Genomic DNA, 16,529 nt, shown 5'->3' with positions numbered 1-16,529 from the left:
AAACGCGGGTGAAACGTCGTCCGTCGGATGAGACGCCCCAGGTGCTCGGGTGAGACGCTCCGGGTGCGTGGTCCGGCCACGCCTCAGGCGGGGTCCGCGCCCCGCGACGCGGTGCCCGGATCGGCGGCGCGCAGGTCCGCCAGCAGCTCCGCCTGCCCCGCCAGCACCCCCGACAGGATCGTCCGCGCCACCCGGAGCAGCTCCGCGACCCGCGGATTGGCCAGCGCGTAGTACACGGCGGAACCCTCCCTGCGGGTGACGACGAGATTGGCGCGGCGCAGCACCGCCAGTTGCTGCGACAGGTGCGCGGCCTCCACGCCGACCTGCGGCAGCATCTCCGAGACGGCGTGTTCGCGCTCGCTCAGCAGTTCCAGCACCCGGATGCGCACCGGGTGACCGAGCGTCTTGAAGAACTCCGCCTTCAGTTGGTACAGCGGCGTACTCACCGGCCGGGCCCCCTCCCGCACCCGACGGCGGAACGGGCCGGTCGCCGCCCCCGCTCCCGTCCGGTGCCCCGTGTCCACCCGCACTTCTTCGCCATGGAGCCATCCTCGCTTGTTCCCGCCGGGGTGATGACCAGGGGGCCGCCGTCACGCGGGCGGGGGCGGCGGCACCCCCGGCGGCCGGCGCTGCGGCTGCCCCTGCGACCAGGCGTGTGGCTGCCCTGGCGGCCAGGCCTGTGGCTGCCCCGGTCGCGTGGGGCGTCGCCGCTACAGAGGCAGGGTGATCCAGACACTCTTGCCCCGGCCGTCCGGGTCGGCGCGGACGACGGCGGTGCCGCCGAGCTGGAGGGTGAGCTGGACGACCGTGGGCAGCCCGCCGCCCGACGCCGCCCCCGCGCCGTCACCGCGTCCGCCGCCGCCCTCGCCGCCCCGCCCGCCGTCGGTGAACGCGGCGAGCAGCGCGGGCTGGAACGGGTGACGGTCGTGGACGGCGAACGCGAACGTGTCCGGGCCGCCCGCGTAGACCACCGTGACCTGCGGCGACACCGCGGCCGCGTGCCGGACGCTGTTGGTGACCAGCTCGGCGAGGATCAGCAGCACCGGATCGACGCAGGGATGACGGCGGTCGACCCCCCACTCCGTCAGCACCTGCTCGGTCGTCTCGCGCGCGACCCGCACCGCCGCGCCCGTCGTGGGCATGGTCAGCACATGCCGGTACGGCAGCGCCTCGGGACGGCGGATCACGAGACCTCCGGGGATGTGGGGAGGGGGCGTGTCGGGAGGGGGAGCAGTCCGGCGCGCTGCACGCGGGCCCGCGCCGCGGCGATCGCCTCCGGCGTGGTGGCGTACACCCGCCCCGCCGGGTCGGTGTCACCCGTACCCGGGCTGTTGGTGCTGCCAGTGCTGCCAGTGCTGCCAGTGCTGTCGGGGTCGGCCGGGTCGCTCGGGTCGGCCGCGTCCCGCCGCCGCAGCAGGTCCAGGACGCCCACGGACTCCAGGGCCTGCCGCTGGCCGGGGCGGACGCCGGAGAGCAGGACGGTGATGCCGCGCCGGTCGAGCCGCCGTACGGCGTCCTTGAGGACGAGGGCGCCGGTGGCGTCCAGGGCCGTGACCCGCGACATGCGCAGGATCACCACCCGGACGTCGGCGACCTCGGAGAGTTCCAGGAGGAACCGGTGGGCGCCCACGAAGAACAGCGGCCCGTCGATCCGGTACGCCACGATGTGCTCCGCCAGCAGCGCGTGCTCCTCGTCACCGTGCTCGCCCGGCAGGTCGGCGCGGAGGTCGACCTGGTCCATCCGGGCCTGCCGGGCCACCGCCCGCAGCGCCAGCGCCCCGGCCGCGACCAGGCCCACCACCACCGCGTACACCAGGTCCAGGACCAGCGTCGTCACCGCGGTCAGCACCAGGACGACGGCGTCGGCGCGCGTCGCCCGCGCCATCGCCCGCAGCGAGCCGACCTCGACCATCCGCACCGCCGTCGCGATCAGCACGCCCGCCAGCGCCGCCAGCGGGATGCGGGAGACCAGCGGCGCCGCGGCGCACACGATCACCGCGAGGACGGCCGCGTGCACCAGCGCGGCGAGCCGCGAGGAGGCGCCGGTCCGCACGTTCACCGCCGTACGCGCGATCGCGCCGGTCGCGGGGACCCCGCCGAACAGCGGCGCCGCGATGTTCGCCAGCCCCTGCCCGAACAGCTCCCGGTCCGGGTCGTGCCGCCGGCCGACCGTCATCCCGTCCGCTACCTGCGCCGACAGCAGCGACTCCAGTGCCGCGAGCGCGGCGACGGCCACCGCCGGGGCCAGCAGCGTGCCCAGCGCCGACAGGTCGACGAAGCCGAGGGACGGCGCGGGGAGCCCCGCCGGGAGGGCGCCGATCGGGGCGGCGGAATTCAGGTGGAACACCTGGGCGACGACGGTCGCGACGACCACGCCGACGATCGAGAACGGCACGCCCGGCCGCACCCGGGCCCCCACCAGCATCACCGCCGCGACCCCGGCCGCGAGACCGACGGCCGTCCAGTTCGGCGACGACACGAACGCCTCGACGGCCTCCCACGTCGCCGGGAGCACCTTGTCGCTGTCCGGCGCGGCGACCCCCAGCGCGTGCGGCACCTGCTGGAGACCGATCACACACGCGATCCCGAGGGTGAAGCCCTCCACGACCGACGCGGGGACGTACGCCATGGCCCGCCCGGCCCGCGCGAGCGCCAGCCCGATCAGCATCACCCCCGCGATCAGCCCGACCATCAGCACCCCGCCCGTGCCGTACTCGGCGACGATCGGCACCAGCACCACCGTCATCGCCCCGGTCGGCCCGGACACCTGGAGCCCGGACCCGCCGAACACGGCGGCGACCGCGCCCGCGACCACGGCGGTCGCCAGCCCCGCCTCCGCGCCGAGCCCGGAGGAGACCCCGAAACCCAGCGCGAGCGGCAGCGCGACGATCGCCACGGTCAGCCCCGCCAGCAGGTCGCGGCGCGGAGCCCGGCCCATGGCGGTCAGGTCGGCGCGGGTGGGCAGCAGGGCGCGGACACGGGCCGCACCGCGTACGAGGGCGCCGGCCAGGCCCGCCGCCACCGGGCCCCCTGCCGGTCGCCGCCCCGCACGCCCGGCGCGCCCGGCGTGCACGGTGCCGTCATCGTCGTACTCGTCGTCGTACACCTGGCTCTTCACCACCTGGGTACCTCTTCACCACCTGAGCGCGGCCGCGGCCCGATACATGCCGTGCACAGCATGTATCGAATTGCATAATTTGGCAATTCATTGATTGTGCAGGTGGATGGGCGCCGTCGTGGGATGCGCGGCGGCCCGGATGACCTGATATCCCCTGGCGGGCGCCGAGGGCTGATTTGCTGGGGGGATGAGGGATCTTGAGCACGCGGCGGACGGCGGGACCCCGGCGGACGGCGGCGGCCGGTCGAACGGTGGCCGCCGGACGGACGGTGGCGGCCGGTCGGACGGCGGGACCCCGGTGGACCCCGCCCGGCTCGCCGCCGAGCTGCGCCGGGCCGTCCGGGGCGAGGTCGGCTTCGACGTCACGTCCCGCGCCCTGGTCACCATGGACGCCTCCAACTACCGGCGCGTCCCGCTCGGCGTGGTCGCCCCCCGCGACGCCGACGACGTGGCCGCCGCCCTGGAGGTGTGCCGCACCCACGGCGTACCCGTCGTGCCCCGCGGCGGCGGCACCTCCATCGCCGGACAGGCCACCGGCACCGGCGTCGTCCTCGACTTCACCCGCCACCTGAACCGGCTCGTCACCCTCGACCCGGCCGCCCGCACCGCCGTCGTCCAGCCCGGACTCGTCCTCGACCGGCTCCAGGAAGCCGCCGCCCCCCACGGCCTGCGCTTCGGCCCCGACCCCTCCACCCACAGCCGCTGCACCCTCGGCGGCATGATCGCCAACAACTCCTGCGGCTCCCACTCCGTCGCCTGGGGCACCACCGCCGACAACGTCCGCGCACTCACCGTCCTCACCGCCCGCGGCGAACGGCTGCACCCCGGACGCGACTGGGCGGGCGCCCCCGACGGCCTGCGCGCCCTCGCCGAAGGCGAGTTGGCCCGCCTGCGCACCGGCTTCCCCGCACTGCCCCGCCGTATCTCCGGCTACGCCCTCGACGCCCTGCTGCCCGAACACGGCGCCGACGTCGCCCGCTCCTTCTGCGGCTCCGAAGGCACCCTCGGCATCCTCACCGAAGCCGTCGTCGACCTCGTCGAGGCACCGAAGGCCCGCGCGCTCGCCGTCCTCGGCTACGCCGACGAGGCCGCCGCCGCCGAAGCCGCCGCCGGACTCCTGCCCCACCGGCCGCTCACCGTCGAGGGCATGGCCGCCGACCTCGTGCCCTCGGCGACCGGACTGCCACGCGGCGGGGCCTGGCTGTTCGTGGAGACCGGCGGCGCCACCGGGACGGAGGCCCGCGCGCGGGCCGCGGACATCGCGCGCGCCGCCGACGCCGTCGACACCGCGGTCGTCACCGACCCCGCCGGACAGCGCGCCCTGTGGCGCATCCGCGAGGACGCCGCCGGGACCGCCACCCGCATGCCCGACGGCACCGAGGCCTGGCCCGGCTGGGAGGACTGCGCGGTCCCGCCCGCCCGCCTCGGCCCCTACCTGCGCGCCTTCCGCGCCCTGCTCACCACGCACGGCCTGCGCGGCGCCCCCTACGGCCACTTCGGCGACGGCTGCATCCACGTTCGCATCGACTTCGACCTCCTCACCGCCCCGGGCGTGGCCCGCTTCCGCCGCTTCTCGGAGGACCTCGCCGACCTCGTCGTCGCCCACGGCGGCTCACTCTCCGGCGAACACGGCGACGGCATGGCCCGCGCCGAACTCCTCCCCCGCATGTACGGCCCCGACCTGGTCACCCTCTTCGCCCGCGCCAAGGCCGTCTGGGACCCCGACGGCCTCCTCAACCCCGGCGTCCTCGTCGACCCCGCCCCCCTCGACGCCGACCTCCGCTTCGCCGTCCTCCCCCGCGAACCCGTCGACGTCGCCTTCGGCTACCCCGGCGACGGCGGCGACTTCTCCGCCGCCGTCCGCCGCTGCGTCGGCGTCGCCAAATGCCGTACGACGACGGCGAACGGGCCCGCCGTGATGTGCCCGTCGTTCCGCGCGACCGGCGACGAACGCCACTCCACGCGTGGCCGCGCCCGCCTGCTCCACGAGATGCTCGCCGGTGAACTCGTCACCGACGGCTGGCAGTCGGAGGAGGTACGCGAAGCCCTCGACCTCTGCCTCTCCTGCAAGGGCTGCCGCTCCGACTGCCCCGTCGAGGTCGACATGGCCACCTACAAGGCCGAGTTCCTCCACCACCACTACGCCGGACGCCGCCGCCCCGCCGCCCACCACAGCATGGGCCGCCTCCCCCTGTGGCTCACCTGGACGAGCCGCACCCGCACCGCCGGACTCCTCAACACCCTCGCCCGCGTACGCCCGTTGGCGGCACTGGCCAAACACCTCGGCGGCATCGCACCGGAACGCGCCATCCCCCGCCTGGCCCGGCGCACGTTCAGCACCTGGTGGCGCGGACGACCCGAACCACGTCCAAATGACGGTGAGTTGGTCATCCTCTGGCCGGACACCTTCACCGAACACCTCTCGCCCTCCGTGGGCCGCGCGGCCGTACGCGTCCTGGAGGCCGCCGGACTCCGCGTCGCCCTCCCCCCGACCCTGCCCCCTCACGTCCCCCGCCCGGTCGGCGACGGCCACACCCGCAACCCCACCGCCCTCCTCCGCCTCACGACCGCACGCCGACGCGTCTGCTGCGGCCTCACCTACGTCTCCACCGGCCAGCTCGACCGGGCCCGCACCGTCCTGCGGCGCACCCTCGACCTGATGGAACCGGTACTGGACACCGACGCCCCCGTCGTCGTCCTCGAACCCAGCTGCGCCGCCGCCCTCCGCACCGACCTCCCCGAACTCCTCGCCGACGACCCCCGCGCCGCCCGCCTCGCCACCCGCGTCCTCACCTTCGCCGAGACCCTCGAACGCCACGCCCCCGACTGGCGCCCCCCACGCCTGGACCGCCCGGTCACCGGCCAGACCCACTGCCACCAGCACGCCGTCCTCGGCGACACCCCCGACCGCCGCCTCCGCGAAGCCGCAGGCCTCACAGGCGAGTTGACCGGCGGCTGCTGCGGCCTCGCAGGCAACTTCGGCTTCGAAAAAGGCCACTTCGCCATCTCCCGCACCTGCGCCGAAGAACAACTCCTCCCCGCCGTCCGCCAGGCACCCCCCGAAGCCACAGTCCTCGCCGACGGCTACTCCTGCCGAACCCAACTGACCCAACTGGCGGGTGTACGGGGGCGCCATCTGGCGGAGGTGCTGGCTGAGGGATTGGGGGATTGAGGGAGGAGGTGGGGGAGGGGGAGGTGTAGGAGGAAGGGATGGGGGGAGCAGGTCGTGTTGACCGAATTCGATGGCCCGGCAGGTCAGTTCCGGACTGCCTGGATGCCCGGTGTCCGTTTCCCCGAGCAGAACACCTACCGTGACTGCACACGCCTACAAACACGGGGAAACCATGAAGAAGAACACCAGGACAAGACTGCCCGCGCTCACAGCCGTCGCCGGGCTCGCGGGCTCACTCCTCATCGTCCTGCCGTCGGCGGGAGCCGCCGACGCGGCTCCCCTGATCTGCGAACCGGGCACACGATCGGTGAAGTGGATCAGCACCAGCCGGACCCAGGTCCTCACCCACTCGGTGGAGAGCTACAAGGGCGGCCGTGACACCGTCTCCCGGACCTTGGACCACGTCAGGACGATCAAGGCCGGACACAACGTCACTCAGGGCAACGGCGACGGCTACAGCACCCGCAAGGTGCTCACGAGCCTCGACGCCCAGGTCGACGGCGCCTACACACACACCAAGTCGAAGACCACGACCAAGAACGCCTCCATCAAGATCACGGTCAGTCAGAGCGGCCGGTACTACTTCTACCGCGGCACGGTGAAGGCCACCGGCACCTGGCAGGGCTCCTCCTGCGACCGCGGCAGCCGATGGGTCGTGGACGCCCATGGCACCGCCCAGACCTTCGGCGCAGAGGTCGAGGGCGTACTCCGGTGCGGCGAGAGCATCGACGGCAAGTCCCTCGGCCGTCTGGTTCAGCGGACGCACTGCTGACGTAGCCCCGACCACAGGGCTCCCGTAGTCCTCGCGTACCCCTGGAACAGCGCCGGAGCGCGGTTCGGCTGGACGGCGACACGTCAGCCGGACCGCCCCGCGGGGCGTCGAGTGACACCACCTGCCCGGTCTCCCGCGTCAGCGGACACGCCGGGGCAGCACACTGCCCCGGCGGACTTCCACCCCCCTCATGGTCCGCCGCCTCACCTGCTCAGAAGGGCAGGCCCCGCAGTTGCACACTGACGGTGGGATGAGGCAGGCCCGCCAGGTCGTAGATCATGGTGGTCAGCGGCAAAGTCACTTCGCCGCCGGGCTGTTGGGCGATGACGGGCACGGTGAGCCGGTTCCATCCCAGCTCCGTGTAGAACGGGACCAGGTCCGGCACACAGTGCACAACCATCGTCTCGGTGCTGGCTGCTCGCGCGTGTTCGACCGCCACGCTGATCACCGTCCGGGCGATGCCCCGGTGTCGATGGGCGGGGTGCACCAGCACGCCGCCCAGCCCCGCGGTGCGACGCGGCGATCCGTCGAAGGCCATGTCTCGCAGCAGCCATCCCGCGGAAGCAACCGGCCCGCCCTCGGAGACAGCCGTCAAAGTGTGCTGTCCGTCGGCCCGCACCAGGCTGAGCCCGTTCCCCCCGAAGGGGTCGAGCAGGCCATCGCGGAGTACGGCCCCGTCTTCCGGGGAACCGGGGCCCGGCGCATGGATCAGCCGGAGGTCCGTACGACCGTCGCCGACCACTGGCTCCGCGGTGGCCGGGGCGGCGGGGTCGAACCGGTAGCGCAGGCACCGCAGACCACTGGACTGGACAGTTCCGTCCGCCTGGGCGCCCAGGCGGCGCAGTACCGCGATCGAGGCCGCATTGTCGGGTAGGACGAACGCGAAAACGGCGGGGAGCGAGAGGTGGCGAAAGGCCAGGTTCAGGCACGCACGGCCCGCTTCGCCCGCGATCCCGCGTCCTTGGGCCCGTGGGTGCAGGGCAAAACCGAGGTCGACTCCGTACCGGGGACGATTCCGCAGTCCCACCCGGCCGAGAAACTCGCGCGTTGCGGCATCCCTGACCGCAAAGTCGCCGTACCCGTGTCTGGCCCAGTGGGCGACGTGATCGTCACACATCGCCTCGGCCGCAGACCGGCTGTCCGCCCGGCCGGTCGCCAGCCACCGCATGACGCTGTCCTGGCTGACCACAGCCTCGAAGAGATCCTCGCTGTCCCCTCGGCAGATCGGCTCCATCACGAGCCTCTGGGTCGACAGTTGGGTGGACAGAACGGGTCCGCTCGACCGGGCCACTCAGCGACTCCTCTCGACCAAGGACCACAGGAGCGTACCCAGCGACTCAGCCCAGGACCCGCCGTTCGCCAACAGGCACCTGCAACCACAGCCGCCCGCCACAGAGCGTCGCAGTTGACCAGCAACCGCACAGCTTCCCAACTCCCCTGCCGTGACAGGTCAGATGCCCTGCCCTGATGCCGACGGGCCAGGCGCGCCGCGCACGAGGATCCGGGTCAGCAGACGCGTGGTGGTCTCGGGGGCTTCGAGCATCATGTCGTGCCCGGTCGGGACGGAGTGGATGTCCCAGCCGTAGGCGCGCGCTCTGCTCAACGACAGGCCGAGGCTGGGCAGGGGCGGCCTGGTGTGCTCCACGTAGGCCGAGGGAAGGCCCGCGAGCGGTCCGGGGGCGAAGTCGACGGCGTCCGTCTGGCAGCGCAGCGGGAAGTCGGTGAGGCGCGGCGCCACCCAGGCCTTCAGCGCCTCGTCGGTGACACCCCACTGAGCGAGGAAGGACGCGTCGGCGGGCAGGCACCAGCCGTCCCCGCCGGCGGAGGCGAGCGCGCGGTACCGGTCCGCCGTCTCGGGCGGTTCGACGTCCAGAAGACACTCGCCGGGCTCCACGACGAACGCCCCCAGGAAGGTGACCGAGGCGATCCGGTCCCCCACCCGCTCGGCCACCGGGCCCGCCAGGACGCCCGCGTAACTGTGCAGGACCAGATGCACCTCGTCGAGATCCTCGTAGTGCAGCAGACCGGCCACATCCCGCACGTGCGTGCCGACGCCGACGTCCGGGCCGAGGAGATGACGGTGCTCGCCCTGCCCGGTCAGGCTCGGCGTGAACACCCGGTGCCCGCCCCGCGCGAGCAGATCACGCACGAAACGCCAACACCATCCACCGTGCATGGCGCCATGAACCAGGACGTAATTTCCCATGACGTACCACCCCATTACTTATCAATCATGCCAATTTGGGCCACTGCGCGCAGGTCGCTGGGAGGTGGCGGGGAGTGGGGGAGCGGGGGGAGCGGGGGAGGGGGGAGGGGGGCGAGGGTGAGGGGCCGGGCCCGCCCGGTGTCGTGAGGGCTGCCTGACGCGCCCGACGCGCCTGGAGCGTCTATTTGTTTGACCGTGCGCGGGCCGCGGTGAAACGGTGAAAAGGCGTCACCAACGAGACGTTTCACACCAACTCCCCACTGACCATGGGGAGAACAGGGGGAACACATGCTTCACACCACGACCGTCAGGACAGCGCTGTCGGCTGCCGTCGCCATGTCGGCCCTGCTGATACCGGCGGCCGGTTCCGCGTCCGCCACGACGCCCTCCGGCTCCGGACAGACGCAGACCGTCACGGCGGCAGCCGCCAGTTACGACGCCAAGTGCCGGAGCCACAGCCGCACCTACGTGCTCAAGAAGTACTACCGAGGTCCCCAGGCCATCACGCTGCGCTGCGGCACGAGCACGTGGGGCTGGAAGCACATCAAGGCGCGGCACGGCTGGAACAGCACGATGGACCGCAAGATCAGCACCGCCATCTGGTCCGGAGACCCCAACGGCCGCGGCGGATACTCCACCTACCTGAACCAGTGCCCGCGCGTCGAGAAGTTCCGCACCATCATCGGAACCCCGGCCGGTTCCAACGACCTCCTGACCGCCTACAAGGTCGACCGGGCGGCCGTCGCGGGCGCTGTCGCCTGCTAGACGTCGCGTTCTGGCATGGTCCGAGAGGATAGGGCCACGCTCCGGCGTGGTCCGAAGGGAAGGGCACGTTCCGGCGTGGTCTGAAGGGATAGGGCCACGTTCCGGCGTGGTCTGAAGGGATAGGGCCACGTTCCGGCGTGGTCCGAGGGCGAGAAGGGTGGTGGGGCTCCGTGGAGGAGCAGACACCGGCCCAGCAGGCGCTGAGCCGCTCGTACGTCACCGGCGACGGACTCCGGTTCGACGTCACCAAGCTGGCGATCGAGCACCACCCTGACCGCAGCGCGACACTCACGTACTGGCTCACCGTGAGCGGTCAAAGCCGCCCGGACGAACGGTGGCTGCTCACCCTGCCCTGGGACGACAAGTCCTGGGCGGACGTCCTCACCTCACCCGCACCCCCTCCCGACCGACTCCGCCAGCTCGTACACCTCGTCCATGCCCACCTGGACGAGTGGTGGGACACCAAGGGGCACAACCGGCAGTCGGCGAAGAGGGGCCGACGGCTGCCCTGATCCCCCTCCGCTCCCGCGCTGCCGCATCCGCCCCCCATGCCCCTCCCCTTGGGGGCCCTCCCCCCCTCCCCCCTCCCCACTCCCCCTCGCCCCCCATCCCGCCATCTGAGACAGCCCCGCCGACAGTGGCTAATCGACTTCACACACCTGACGGAGTCCACTACCGTGGACTTCGCAGTACATCGTGATGAACACTCCCCGTCGAGAGCCCCTGGACCGCCCGTGAGCACGCCCGACATCGCCAGGTCGTCCCCCTCGAACCCGCCGGGCACACCGGGCTCGCCGGGTGTACCCAGCGTGCCCGGGACGTCCGGCGCCGTCGGCACCCCCCAGGCGTCCGGGTCCGCCGGGTCCCCCGGGTCCGCCACCTCCTCCGAGTCCGCCGTTTCCGCCGTGTCCGCCGGGGTGTCCACCCCGACCAGCACCTCCGGACGCTGGGGTGCCCTCGGTCCGGTCGGGCTGGTGCTCGCGGGCGGGGTGTCCGTGCAGTTCGGCGGTGCGCTCGCCGTGACGCTGATGCCGAGGGCGGGCGCGCTCGGGGTCGTCGCGCTGCGGCTGCTGGTGGCCGCGGTGATCCTCCTCGTGGTCTGCCGCCCCCGCGTGCGCGGCTACTCCCGCGCCGACTGGACGACGGTCGTCGTCTTCGGCGTCACCATGGCCGCGATGAACGGCCTCTTCTACCAGTCCGTCGCCCGCATCCCGCTCGGCCCGGCGGTCACCCTGGAAGTGCTGGGCCCGCTCGCTCTCTCCGTCGTCGTCTCCCGTCGTCTGGTGAACCTGGTGTGGGCCGGGCTGGCCCTCGCCGGGGTGTTCCTGCTCGGTGGCGGCGGGTTCGGCGACCTCGATCCGCTGGGTGTGGCCTTCGCGGTGTCGGCGGGCGGGATGTGGGCGGCGTACATCGTCTTCAGTGCCCGTACGGGCCGCCGCTTCCCGCAGGCCGACGGGCTGGCCCTCGCCATGGCGGTCGGCGCGCTGCTCTTCCTCCCGCTCGGCATCGTGGAGTCCGGTACCGCGCTGCTGGACCCGGTGACACTGGGGCTCGGCGCGGCCGTCGCCGTGCTCTCCTCGGTGCTGCCCTACACCCTCGAACTCCTGGCCCTGCGCAGGCTGCCCGCGTCCACCTTCGCGGTCATGATGAGCCTGGAGCCCGCCATCGCGGCCACGGCCGGCTTCTTCATCCTTGACCAGGCCCTGACCACCACCCAGGCCGCGGCGATCGCCCTGGTCATCGCCGCCAGCATGGGCGCGGTCCGCACCCAGGTGAGCCGCAAGGCACCGCCTCCGCCTCTGCCCGCGCCGCCGCTCAGCTCCTGACGGAGTCCAAGAAGTCCGCCCAGGCCCCGGCCCTGAAGGACAGGGCGGGGCCGTCGGGTCTCTTGCTGTCCCGGACGGCCGTGCGGGCCGCGAGGTCGGCGACCTCCACGCACTCCCCGGCGGCGCCGCTGTACGTCGACCTGCGCCAGCCGACGGCTCCGCCGAGAGCCGCCGCACCGCTGGTCGCGGGCGGCGCCGTCGCCCTGCGATCGCGGCGCACGTGATCTCCGTCCAGGCGCTCTCCCTGTGCATGCTCCCCGCGCGGGTGCTCTCCGCGCAGGTGGTCTCCGCGCGGATGGTCCCCGCGCAATGGGTCCCCATGTGAACGGCCCTCGTGCAATGGGCCCCCATGTGAACGGCCCCCGTGCAAGTGGTCCCCGTACATGTCATCTCCGTAGTGGTGTGAGGTCCGGTCCGTGGCGCCGGACGCCTGGCTGAGCCGTCCGGGGCGAGAGGGGAAGTCCGTGACGCGACCAAACCCCCATCTCGTGACCGAGCGTAGCGACCCCCTCGCGTTCCGGCGGTGCCTGTGGATAACTAATTAATGCAAGCGCGCTTGATTGTTTCTGGGCGCGCTGCCAAGCTCGCCCCATGGCCGACCCCACGCCCGTCATCGACGACCTGTCCGCCGAGAGCGACGCCCTCGACGCCCTCGTGGCGGGGCTGAGCCCGGACGACTGGGCCCGCCCGACCCCCGCCCCCGGCTGGACTGTCGCCCACCAGATCGCGCATCTCGCCTGGACCGACCACTCCGCGCTGCTCGCCGTCACCGACGTGGCCGCCTTCCACACCCTGGTGGAGAAGGCCCTCGCCGCGCCGGGCTCGTTCGTGGACGAGGGTGCCGAGGAGGGGGCCCGGCAGGCGCCCGACGAGCTGCTGCGGGGCTGGCGGGAGGGGCGGGCCGCCCTCGACCGTGCCCTGCGGGCCGCGCCCGACGGCGGCCGGTTCCCCTGGTACGGGCCGCCGATGTCCCGCGCGTCCATGGCCACCGCCCGCCTGATGGAGACCTGGGCGCACAGCATCGACGTGGCCGACGCCCTGGGGGTCACCCCGGAGCCCACCGACCGCCTCCGGCACATCGCCCGCCTCGGCGTCCGCACCCGCGACTTCGCGCACACCGTGCACGACCTCACCCCGCCGATGGAGGAGTTCCGGATCGAACTCACCTCGCCCGGCGGCCAGACCTGGGCCTACGGCCCGCCCGACGCCGCGCAGTGCGTCACCGGGCCCGCGCTCGACTTCTGCCTGCTCGTCACCCAGCGCGCCCACCGCGCCGACCTCGCGCTGACCGCCGTCGGCGAGGACGCCGACCGCTGGCTGGACATCGCCCAGGCCTTCGCGGGCCCGCCCGGACCCGGCCGCGCCCCGAAGGGAGCCGCCCGGTGACCCGGCCGCTGCGCATCGGCAACTTCTCCGGCTTCTACGGCGACCGCGCCGACGCCCTCCGCGAGATGCTCACCGGCGGCGAACTCGACGTCCTGACCGGCGACTACCTCGCCGAACTCACCATGCTCATCCTCGGCCGCGACCGCCTCAAGGACCCCGCCGCCGGGTACGCGCGCACCTTCCTGCGCCAGCTGGAGGACACCCTCGGCCTCGCCCACGAGCGCGGGGTGCGGATCGTCACCAACGCGGGCGGCCTGAACCCGGCCGGGCTCGCGGACGCCGTGCGCGCGCTGGCCGTACGGCTCGGGGTCCCCGTGCGGGTCGCCCACGTCGAGGGCGACGACCTGGGGGCCCGCTTCCCCGGCGCCCTCACCGCGCACGCCTACCTCGGCGGCGCCGGCATCGCCGCCTGCCTGCGCGCGGGCGCCGACGTCGTCGTCACCGGCCGGGTCACCGACGCGGCCCTCGTCACCGGGCCCGCCGCCGCCCACTTCGGCTGGGCACGCACCGACCACGACCGGCTCGCGGGCGCCGTCGTCGCCGGACACGTCCTGGAGTGCGGCACGCAGGCCACCGGCGGCAACTACGCCTTCTTCCGCGACGGAGACGTCCGCCGCCCCGGCTTCCCGCTCGCCGAACTCCACGAGGACGGCAGCAGCGTCATCACCAAGCACCCGGGCACCGGCGGGTTCGTCGACGTCGGCACCGTCACCGCCCAACTGCTGTACGAGACGGGCGGCGCGCGCTACGCCGGACCCGACGTCACCGCCCGCCTCGACACCGTACGGCTCACCCAGGACGGACCCGACCGGGTCCGCATCGACGGCGTCCGCGGAGAGGCGCCGCCGCCGGACCTCAAGGTCGGCCGCACCCGCCTCGGCGGGTTCCGCAACGAGGTCGCCTTCGTCCTCACCGGACTCGACGTCGACGACAAGGCCGCGCTCGTGCGGGAGCAGATGGCGGACGCGTTCGCCAAGTCCCGCCCGCAGGACGTCTCCTGGGAGCTGGTGCGCACCGACCGGGACGACGCCGCCAGCGAAGAGACCGCCAGCGCGCTGCTCCGCCTCGTCGTGCGCGACCCCGACCAGGCCGTCGTGGGGCGCGCCCTGACCGCCGCCGCCGTCGAACTCGCCCTGGCCAGCTACCCCGGCTTCCACGTCCTCGCCCCACCCGACAAAGGCGCGCCCTACGGCGTGTTCGAGGCCTCGTACGTGCCGCAAGGAGACGTGCCGCACGTCGCCGTACTGCCCGACGGCCGCCGCGTCACCGTCGACCCCGTCGCCGTACGGGACACGCGCGCGCTCGACGCCGTACCGGAACCACCGCTTCCTGAACCGGTGCCCGCCGGGACACCCGTACGGCGGGCGCCGCTCGGGCGGGTCGCCGGGGCGCGCAGCGGGGACAAGGGCGGGGACGCCAACGTCGGGGTGTGGGCGCGCGACGACGCCGCCTGGGCGTGGCTCGCGCACACCCTGACCGTCGAGCGGTTCCGCGACCTGCTCCCCGAGTGCCGGGACCTGCCCGTCACCCGGCACGTGCTGCCCCGCCTGCGCGCGCTCAACTTCGTCGTGGAGGGCGTCCTCGGCGCGGGCGTCGCCTCCCGGCACCGTTTCGACCCGCAGGCCAAGGCCCTCGGCGAATGGCTGCGCTCCCGTCACCTGGACATCCCGGAGGACCTGCTGTGACCGTCCTGTCGTCCGCGCTGGACCCCAGCGGACCGGACTTCCGCGCCCACCGCGACACCATGCTCACCAGACTCGCCGACCTCGACACCGAGCACGCCAAGGCCCTCGCGGGCGGCGGCCCGAAGTACGTCGACCGGCATCGCGCGCGCGGCAAACTCCTCGCGCGCGAGCGCGTCGAACTGCTCCTCGACCCCGACACGCCGTTCCTGGAACTGTCGCCGCTCGCCGCCTGGGGCAGCGAGTACACCGTCGGCGCCTCCCTCGTCACCGGCATCGGCGTGGTCGAGGGCGTGGAATGCCTCATCACCGCCAACGACCCCACCGTGCGCGGCGGCGCCAGCAACCCCTGGTCGCTGAAGAAGGCCCTGCGCGCCAACGACATCGCGCTCGCCAACCGGCTGCCCGTCATCAGCCTCGTGGAGTCCGGCGGCGCCGACCTGCCCTCGCAGAAGGAGATCTTCATCCCGGGCGGGGCGATCTTCCGCGACCTCACCCGGCTGTCCGCGGCCGGCATCCCGACCGTCGCCGTCGTCTTCGGCAACTCCACCGCCGGGGGCGCGTACATCCCCGGCATGTCCGACCACGTGATCATGGTCAAGGAGCGCGCCAAGGTGTTCCTCGGCGGGCCGCCCCTGGTGAAGATGGCCACCGGCGAGGAGAGCGACGACGAGTCCCTGGGCGGCGCGGAGATGCACGCGCGCGTGTCCGGCCTCGCCGACTACTTCGCCGTCGACGAACGCGACGCCCTGCGCCAGGCGCGCCGCGTGCTGGCCCGCCTCAACCACCGCAAGGCGTACGCCGACCCGGCCCCCGCCGAGCCGCCCAAGTACGACCCGGAGGAACTCCTCGGCATCGTCCCCGGCGACCTGAGAACGCCGTTCGACCCGCGCGAGGTGATCGCCCGCATCGTCGACGCCTCCGACTTCGACGAGTTCAAGCCGCTGTACGGCACCAGCCTCGCCACCGGCTGGGCCAGCCTGCACGGCTACCCGGTCGGCGTCCTCGCCAACGCGCAGGGCGTGCTGTTCAGCGAGGAGTCCCAGAAGGCCGCCCAGTTCATCCAGCTCGCCAACCAGCGCGACATCCCGCTGGTCTTCCTGCACAACACCACCGGCTACATGGTCGGCAAGGAGTACGAACAGGGCGGCATCATCAAGCACGGCTCGATGATGATCAACGCGGTCTCCAACTCGAAGGTCCCACACCTGTCGGTCCTCCTGGGCGCCTCCTACGGCGCCGGCCACTACGGCATGTGCGGACGCGCGTACGACCCGCGCTTCCTGTTCGCCTGGCCGAGCGCCAAGTCGGCCGTCATGGGCCCCCAGCAGCTCGCGGGCGTCCTGTCGATCGTCGCCCGGCAGTCCGCCGCCGCGCGCGGCCTGCCCTACGACGAGGAGGGCGACGCGGCGCTGCGCGCCATGGTCGAGCAGCAGATCGAGGCGGAGTCGCTGCCCCTGTTCCTGTCCGGTCGGCTGTACGACGACGGCGTCATCGACCCGCGCGACACCCGCACCGTCCTCGGCCTGTGCCTGTCGGCCGTCCACACCGCGCCCTACGCGGGCGCGCGCGGTGGCTTCGGCGTTTTCCGGATGTGAGGGA

At 73.2% G+C, this 16,529-nt stretch carries 14 protein-coding genes; 8 read left to right on the top strand and 6 right to left on the bottom strand.

What is annotated here, in order from left to right:
- Positions 1-83: 83 nt before the first annotated feature.
- The 3 genes from ACIQPQ_RS13490 to ACIQPQ_RS13480 form a co-directional block, all read right to left on the bottom strand.
- Positions 84-446 (bottom strand): ArsR/SmtB family transcription factor, encoded by a 363-nt coding sequence (locus ACIQPQ_RS13490; protein WP_401303232.1) that lies wholly within the window; start codon positions 444-446, stop codon positions 84-86.
- Positions 447-710: 264 nt separating this feature from the next.
- Positions 711-1,187 carry an ATP-binding protein gene (locus tag ACIQPQ_RS13485; RefSeq protein WP_401303230.1) on the bottom strand — a complete coding sequence of 159 codons (477 nt, stop codon included), beginning with the start codon at positions 1,185-1,187 and terminating at the stop codon, positions 711-713.
- Positions 1,184-2,938 carry a SulP family inorganic anion transporter gene (locus tag ACIQPQ_RS13480; protein WP_401303596.1) on the bottom strand — a complete coding sequence of 585 codons (1,755 nt, stop codon included), beginning with the start codon at positions 2,936-2,938 and terminating at the stop codon, positions 1,184-1,186. The genes ACIQPQ_RS13485 and ACIQPQ_RS13480 overlap by 4 nt, the downstream gene beginning before the upstream one ends.
- 367 nt (positions 2,939-3,305) lie before the next feature.
- Here ACIQPQ_RS13480 and ACIQPQ_RS13475 point away from each other — a divergent pair, with 367 nt between their 5' ends.
- Together ACIQPQ_RS13475 and ACIQPQ_RS13470 are read left to right on the top strand one after the other, a co-directional pair.
- Entirely contained in the window at positions 3,306-6,290 is a 2,985-nt protein-coding gene (locus ACIQPQ_RS13475; protein WP_401303228.1) for an FAD-binding and (Fe-S)-binding domain-containing protein, read from the top strand.
- Between the two features lie 172 nt (positions 6,291-6,462).
- Entirely contained in the window at positions 6,463-7,062 is a 600-nt protein-coding gene (locus ACIQPQ_RS13470) for a hypothetical protein (protein WP_401303226.1), read from the top strand.
- Positions 7,063-7,273: 211 nt separating this feature from the next.
- Here ACIQPQ_RS13470 and ACIQPQ_RS13465 read toward each other — a convergent pair whose 3' ends face one another.
- Positions 7,274-8,296: a GNAT family N-acetyltransferase gene (locus tag ACIQPQ_RS13465; RefSeq protein WP_401303594.1), complete on the bottom strand. Its 1,023-nt coding sequence runs from the start codon at positions 8,294-8,296 to the stop codon at positions 7,274-7,276.
- Positions 8,297-8,512: 216 nt separating this feature from the next.
- Positions 8,513-9,268, bottom strand: a complete 756-nt coding sequence (locus ACIQPQ_RS13460) for an alpha/beta fold hydrolase (RefSeq protein WP_401303224.1) — start codon at positions 9,266-9,268, stop codon at positions 8,513-8,515.
- A gap of 288 nt (positions 9,269-9,556) precedes the next feature.
- Here ACIQPQ_RS13460 and ACIQPQ_RS13455 point away from each other — a divergent pair, with 288 nt between their 5' ends.
- From ACIQPQ_RS13455 to ACIQPQ_RS13445, 3 genes are all read left to right on the top strand, one after another.
- Entirely contained in the window at positions 9,557-10,033 is a 477-nt protein-coding gene (locus ACIQPQ_RS13455) for a hypothetical protein (protein ID WP_401303222.1), read from the top strand.
- Positions 10,034-10,203: 170 nt separating this feature from the next.
- Positions 10,204-10,545: a hypothetical protein gene (locus ACIQPQ_RS13450; RefSeq protein WP_401303220.1), complete on the top strand. Its 342-nt coding sequence runs from the start codon at positions 10,204-10,206 to the stop codon at positions 10,543-10,545.
- A gap of 393 nt (positions 10,546-10,938) precedes the next feature.
- Positions 10,939-11,859, top strand: a complete 921-nt coding sequence (locus ACIQPQ_RS13445; RefSeq protein ID WP_401303593.1) for an EamA family transporter — start codon at positions 10,939-10,941, stop codon at positions 11,857-11,859.
- Here ACIQPQ_RS13445 and ACIQPQ_RS13440 read toward each other — a convergent pair.
- Positions 11,849-12,079 (bottom strand): DUF397 domain-containing protein, encoded by a 231-nt coding sequence (locus ACIQPQ_RS13440; protein WP_401303219.1) that lies wholly within the window; start codon positions 12,077-12,079, stop codon positions 11,849-11,851. The two genes, ACIQPQ_RS13445 and ACIQPQ_RS13440, sit on opposite strands and share 11 nt — an antisense overlap.
- A gap of 371 nt (positions 12,080-12,450) precedes the next feature.
- Here ACIQPQ_RS13440 and ACIQPQ_RS13435 point away from each other — a divergent pair, with 371 nt between their 5' ends.
- Genes ACIQPQ_RS13435 through ACIQPQ_RS13425 form a run of 3 tightly spaced genes read left to right on the top strand, consistent with a single transcriptional unit; the run spans position 12,451 to position 16,525 of the window.
- Entirely contained in the window at positions 12,451-13,245 is a 795-nt protein-coding gene (locus ACIQPQ_RS13435) for a TIGR03084 family metal-binding protein (protein WP_401303217.1), read from the top strand.
- Positions 13,242-14,930, top strand: a complete 1,689-nt coding sequence (locus ACIQPQ_RS13430) for an acyclic terpene utilization AtuA family protein (RefSeq protein ID WP_401303215.1) — start codon at positions 13,242-13,244, stop codon at positions 14,928-14,930. Before ACIQPQ_RS13435 ends, ACIQPQ_RS13430 begins: the two co-directional genes overlap by 4 nt.
- A complete protein-coding gene (locus ACIQPQ_RS13425) occupies positions 14,927-16,525 on the top strand; it encodes an acyl-CoA carboxylase subunit beta (protein ID WP_401303213.1) in 1,599 nt (532 codons plus the stop codon). The genes ACIQPQ_RS13430 and ACIQPQ_RS13425 overlap by 4 nt, the downstream gene beginning before the upstream one ends.
- Positions 16,526-16,529: the final 4 nt, after the last annotated feature.

Origin of the sequence: Streptomyces sp. NPDC091281 (assembly GCF_044757425.1) — a bacterium.
In the GTDB taxonomy this organism is placed as follows: domain Bacteria; phylum Actinomycetota; class Actinomycetes; order Streptomycetales; family Streptomycetaceae; genus Streptomyces.
This window is presented reverse-complemented; position numbering and strand designations above follow the sequence as displayed.

Coding starts and splice junctions, on each gene's coding strand:
- ACIQPQ_RS13480 (WP_401303596.1), bottom strand. CDS start 2,938: ATGGGCCGGGCTCCGCGCCGCGACCTGCTGGCGGGGCTGACCGTGGCG.
- ACIQPQ_RS13455 (WP_401303222.1), top strand. CDS start 9,557: ATGCTTCACACCACGACCGTCAGGACAGCGCTGTCGGCTGCCGTCGCC.
- ACIQPQ_RS13460 (WP_401303224.1), bottom strand. CDS start 9,268: ATGGGAAATTACGTCCTGGTTCATGGCGCCATGCACGGTGGATGGTGT.
- ACIQPQ_RS13470 (WP_401303226.1), top strand. CDS start 6,463: ATGAAGAAGAACACCAGGACAAGACTGCCCGCGCTCACAGCCGTCGCC.
- ACIQPQ_RS13465 (WP_401303594.1), bottom strand. CDS start 8,296: ATGGAGCCGATCTGCCGAGGGGACAGCGAGGATCTCTTCGAGGCTGTG.
- ACIQPQ_RS13475 (WP_401303228.1), top strand. CDS start 3,306: ATGAGGGATCTTGAGCACGCGGCGGACGGCGGGACCCCGGCGGACGGC.
- ACIQPQ_RS13435 (WP_401303217.1), top strand. CDS start 12,451: ATGGCCGACCCCACGCCCGTCATCGACGACCTGTCCGCCGAGAGCGAC.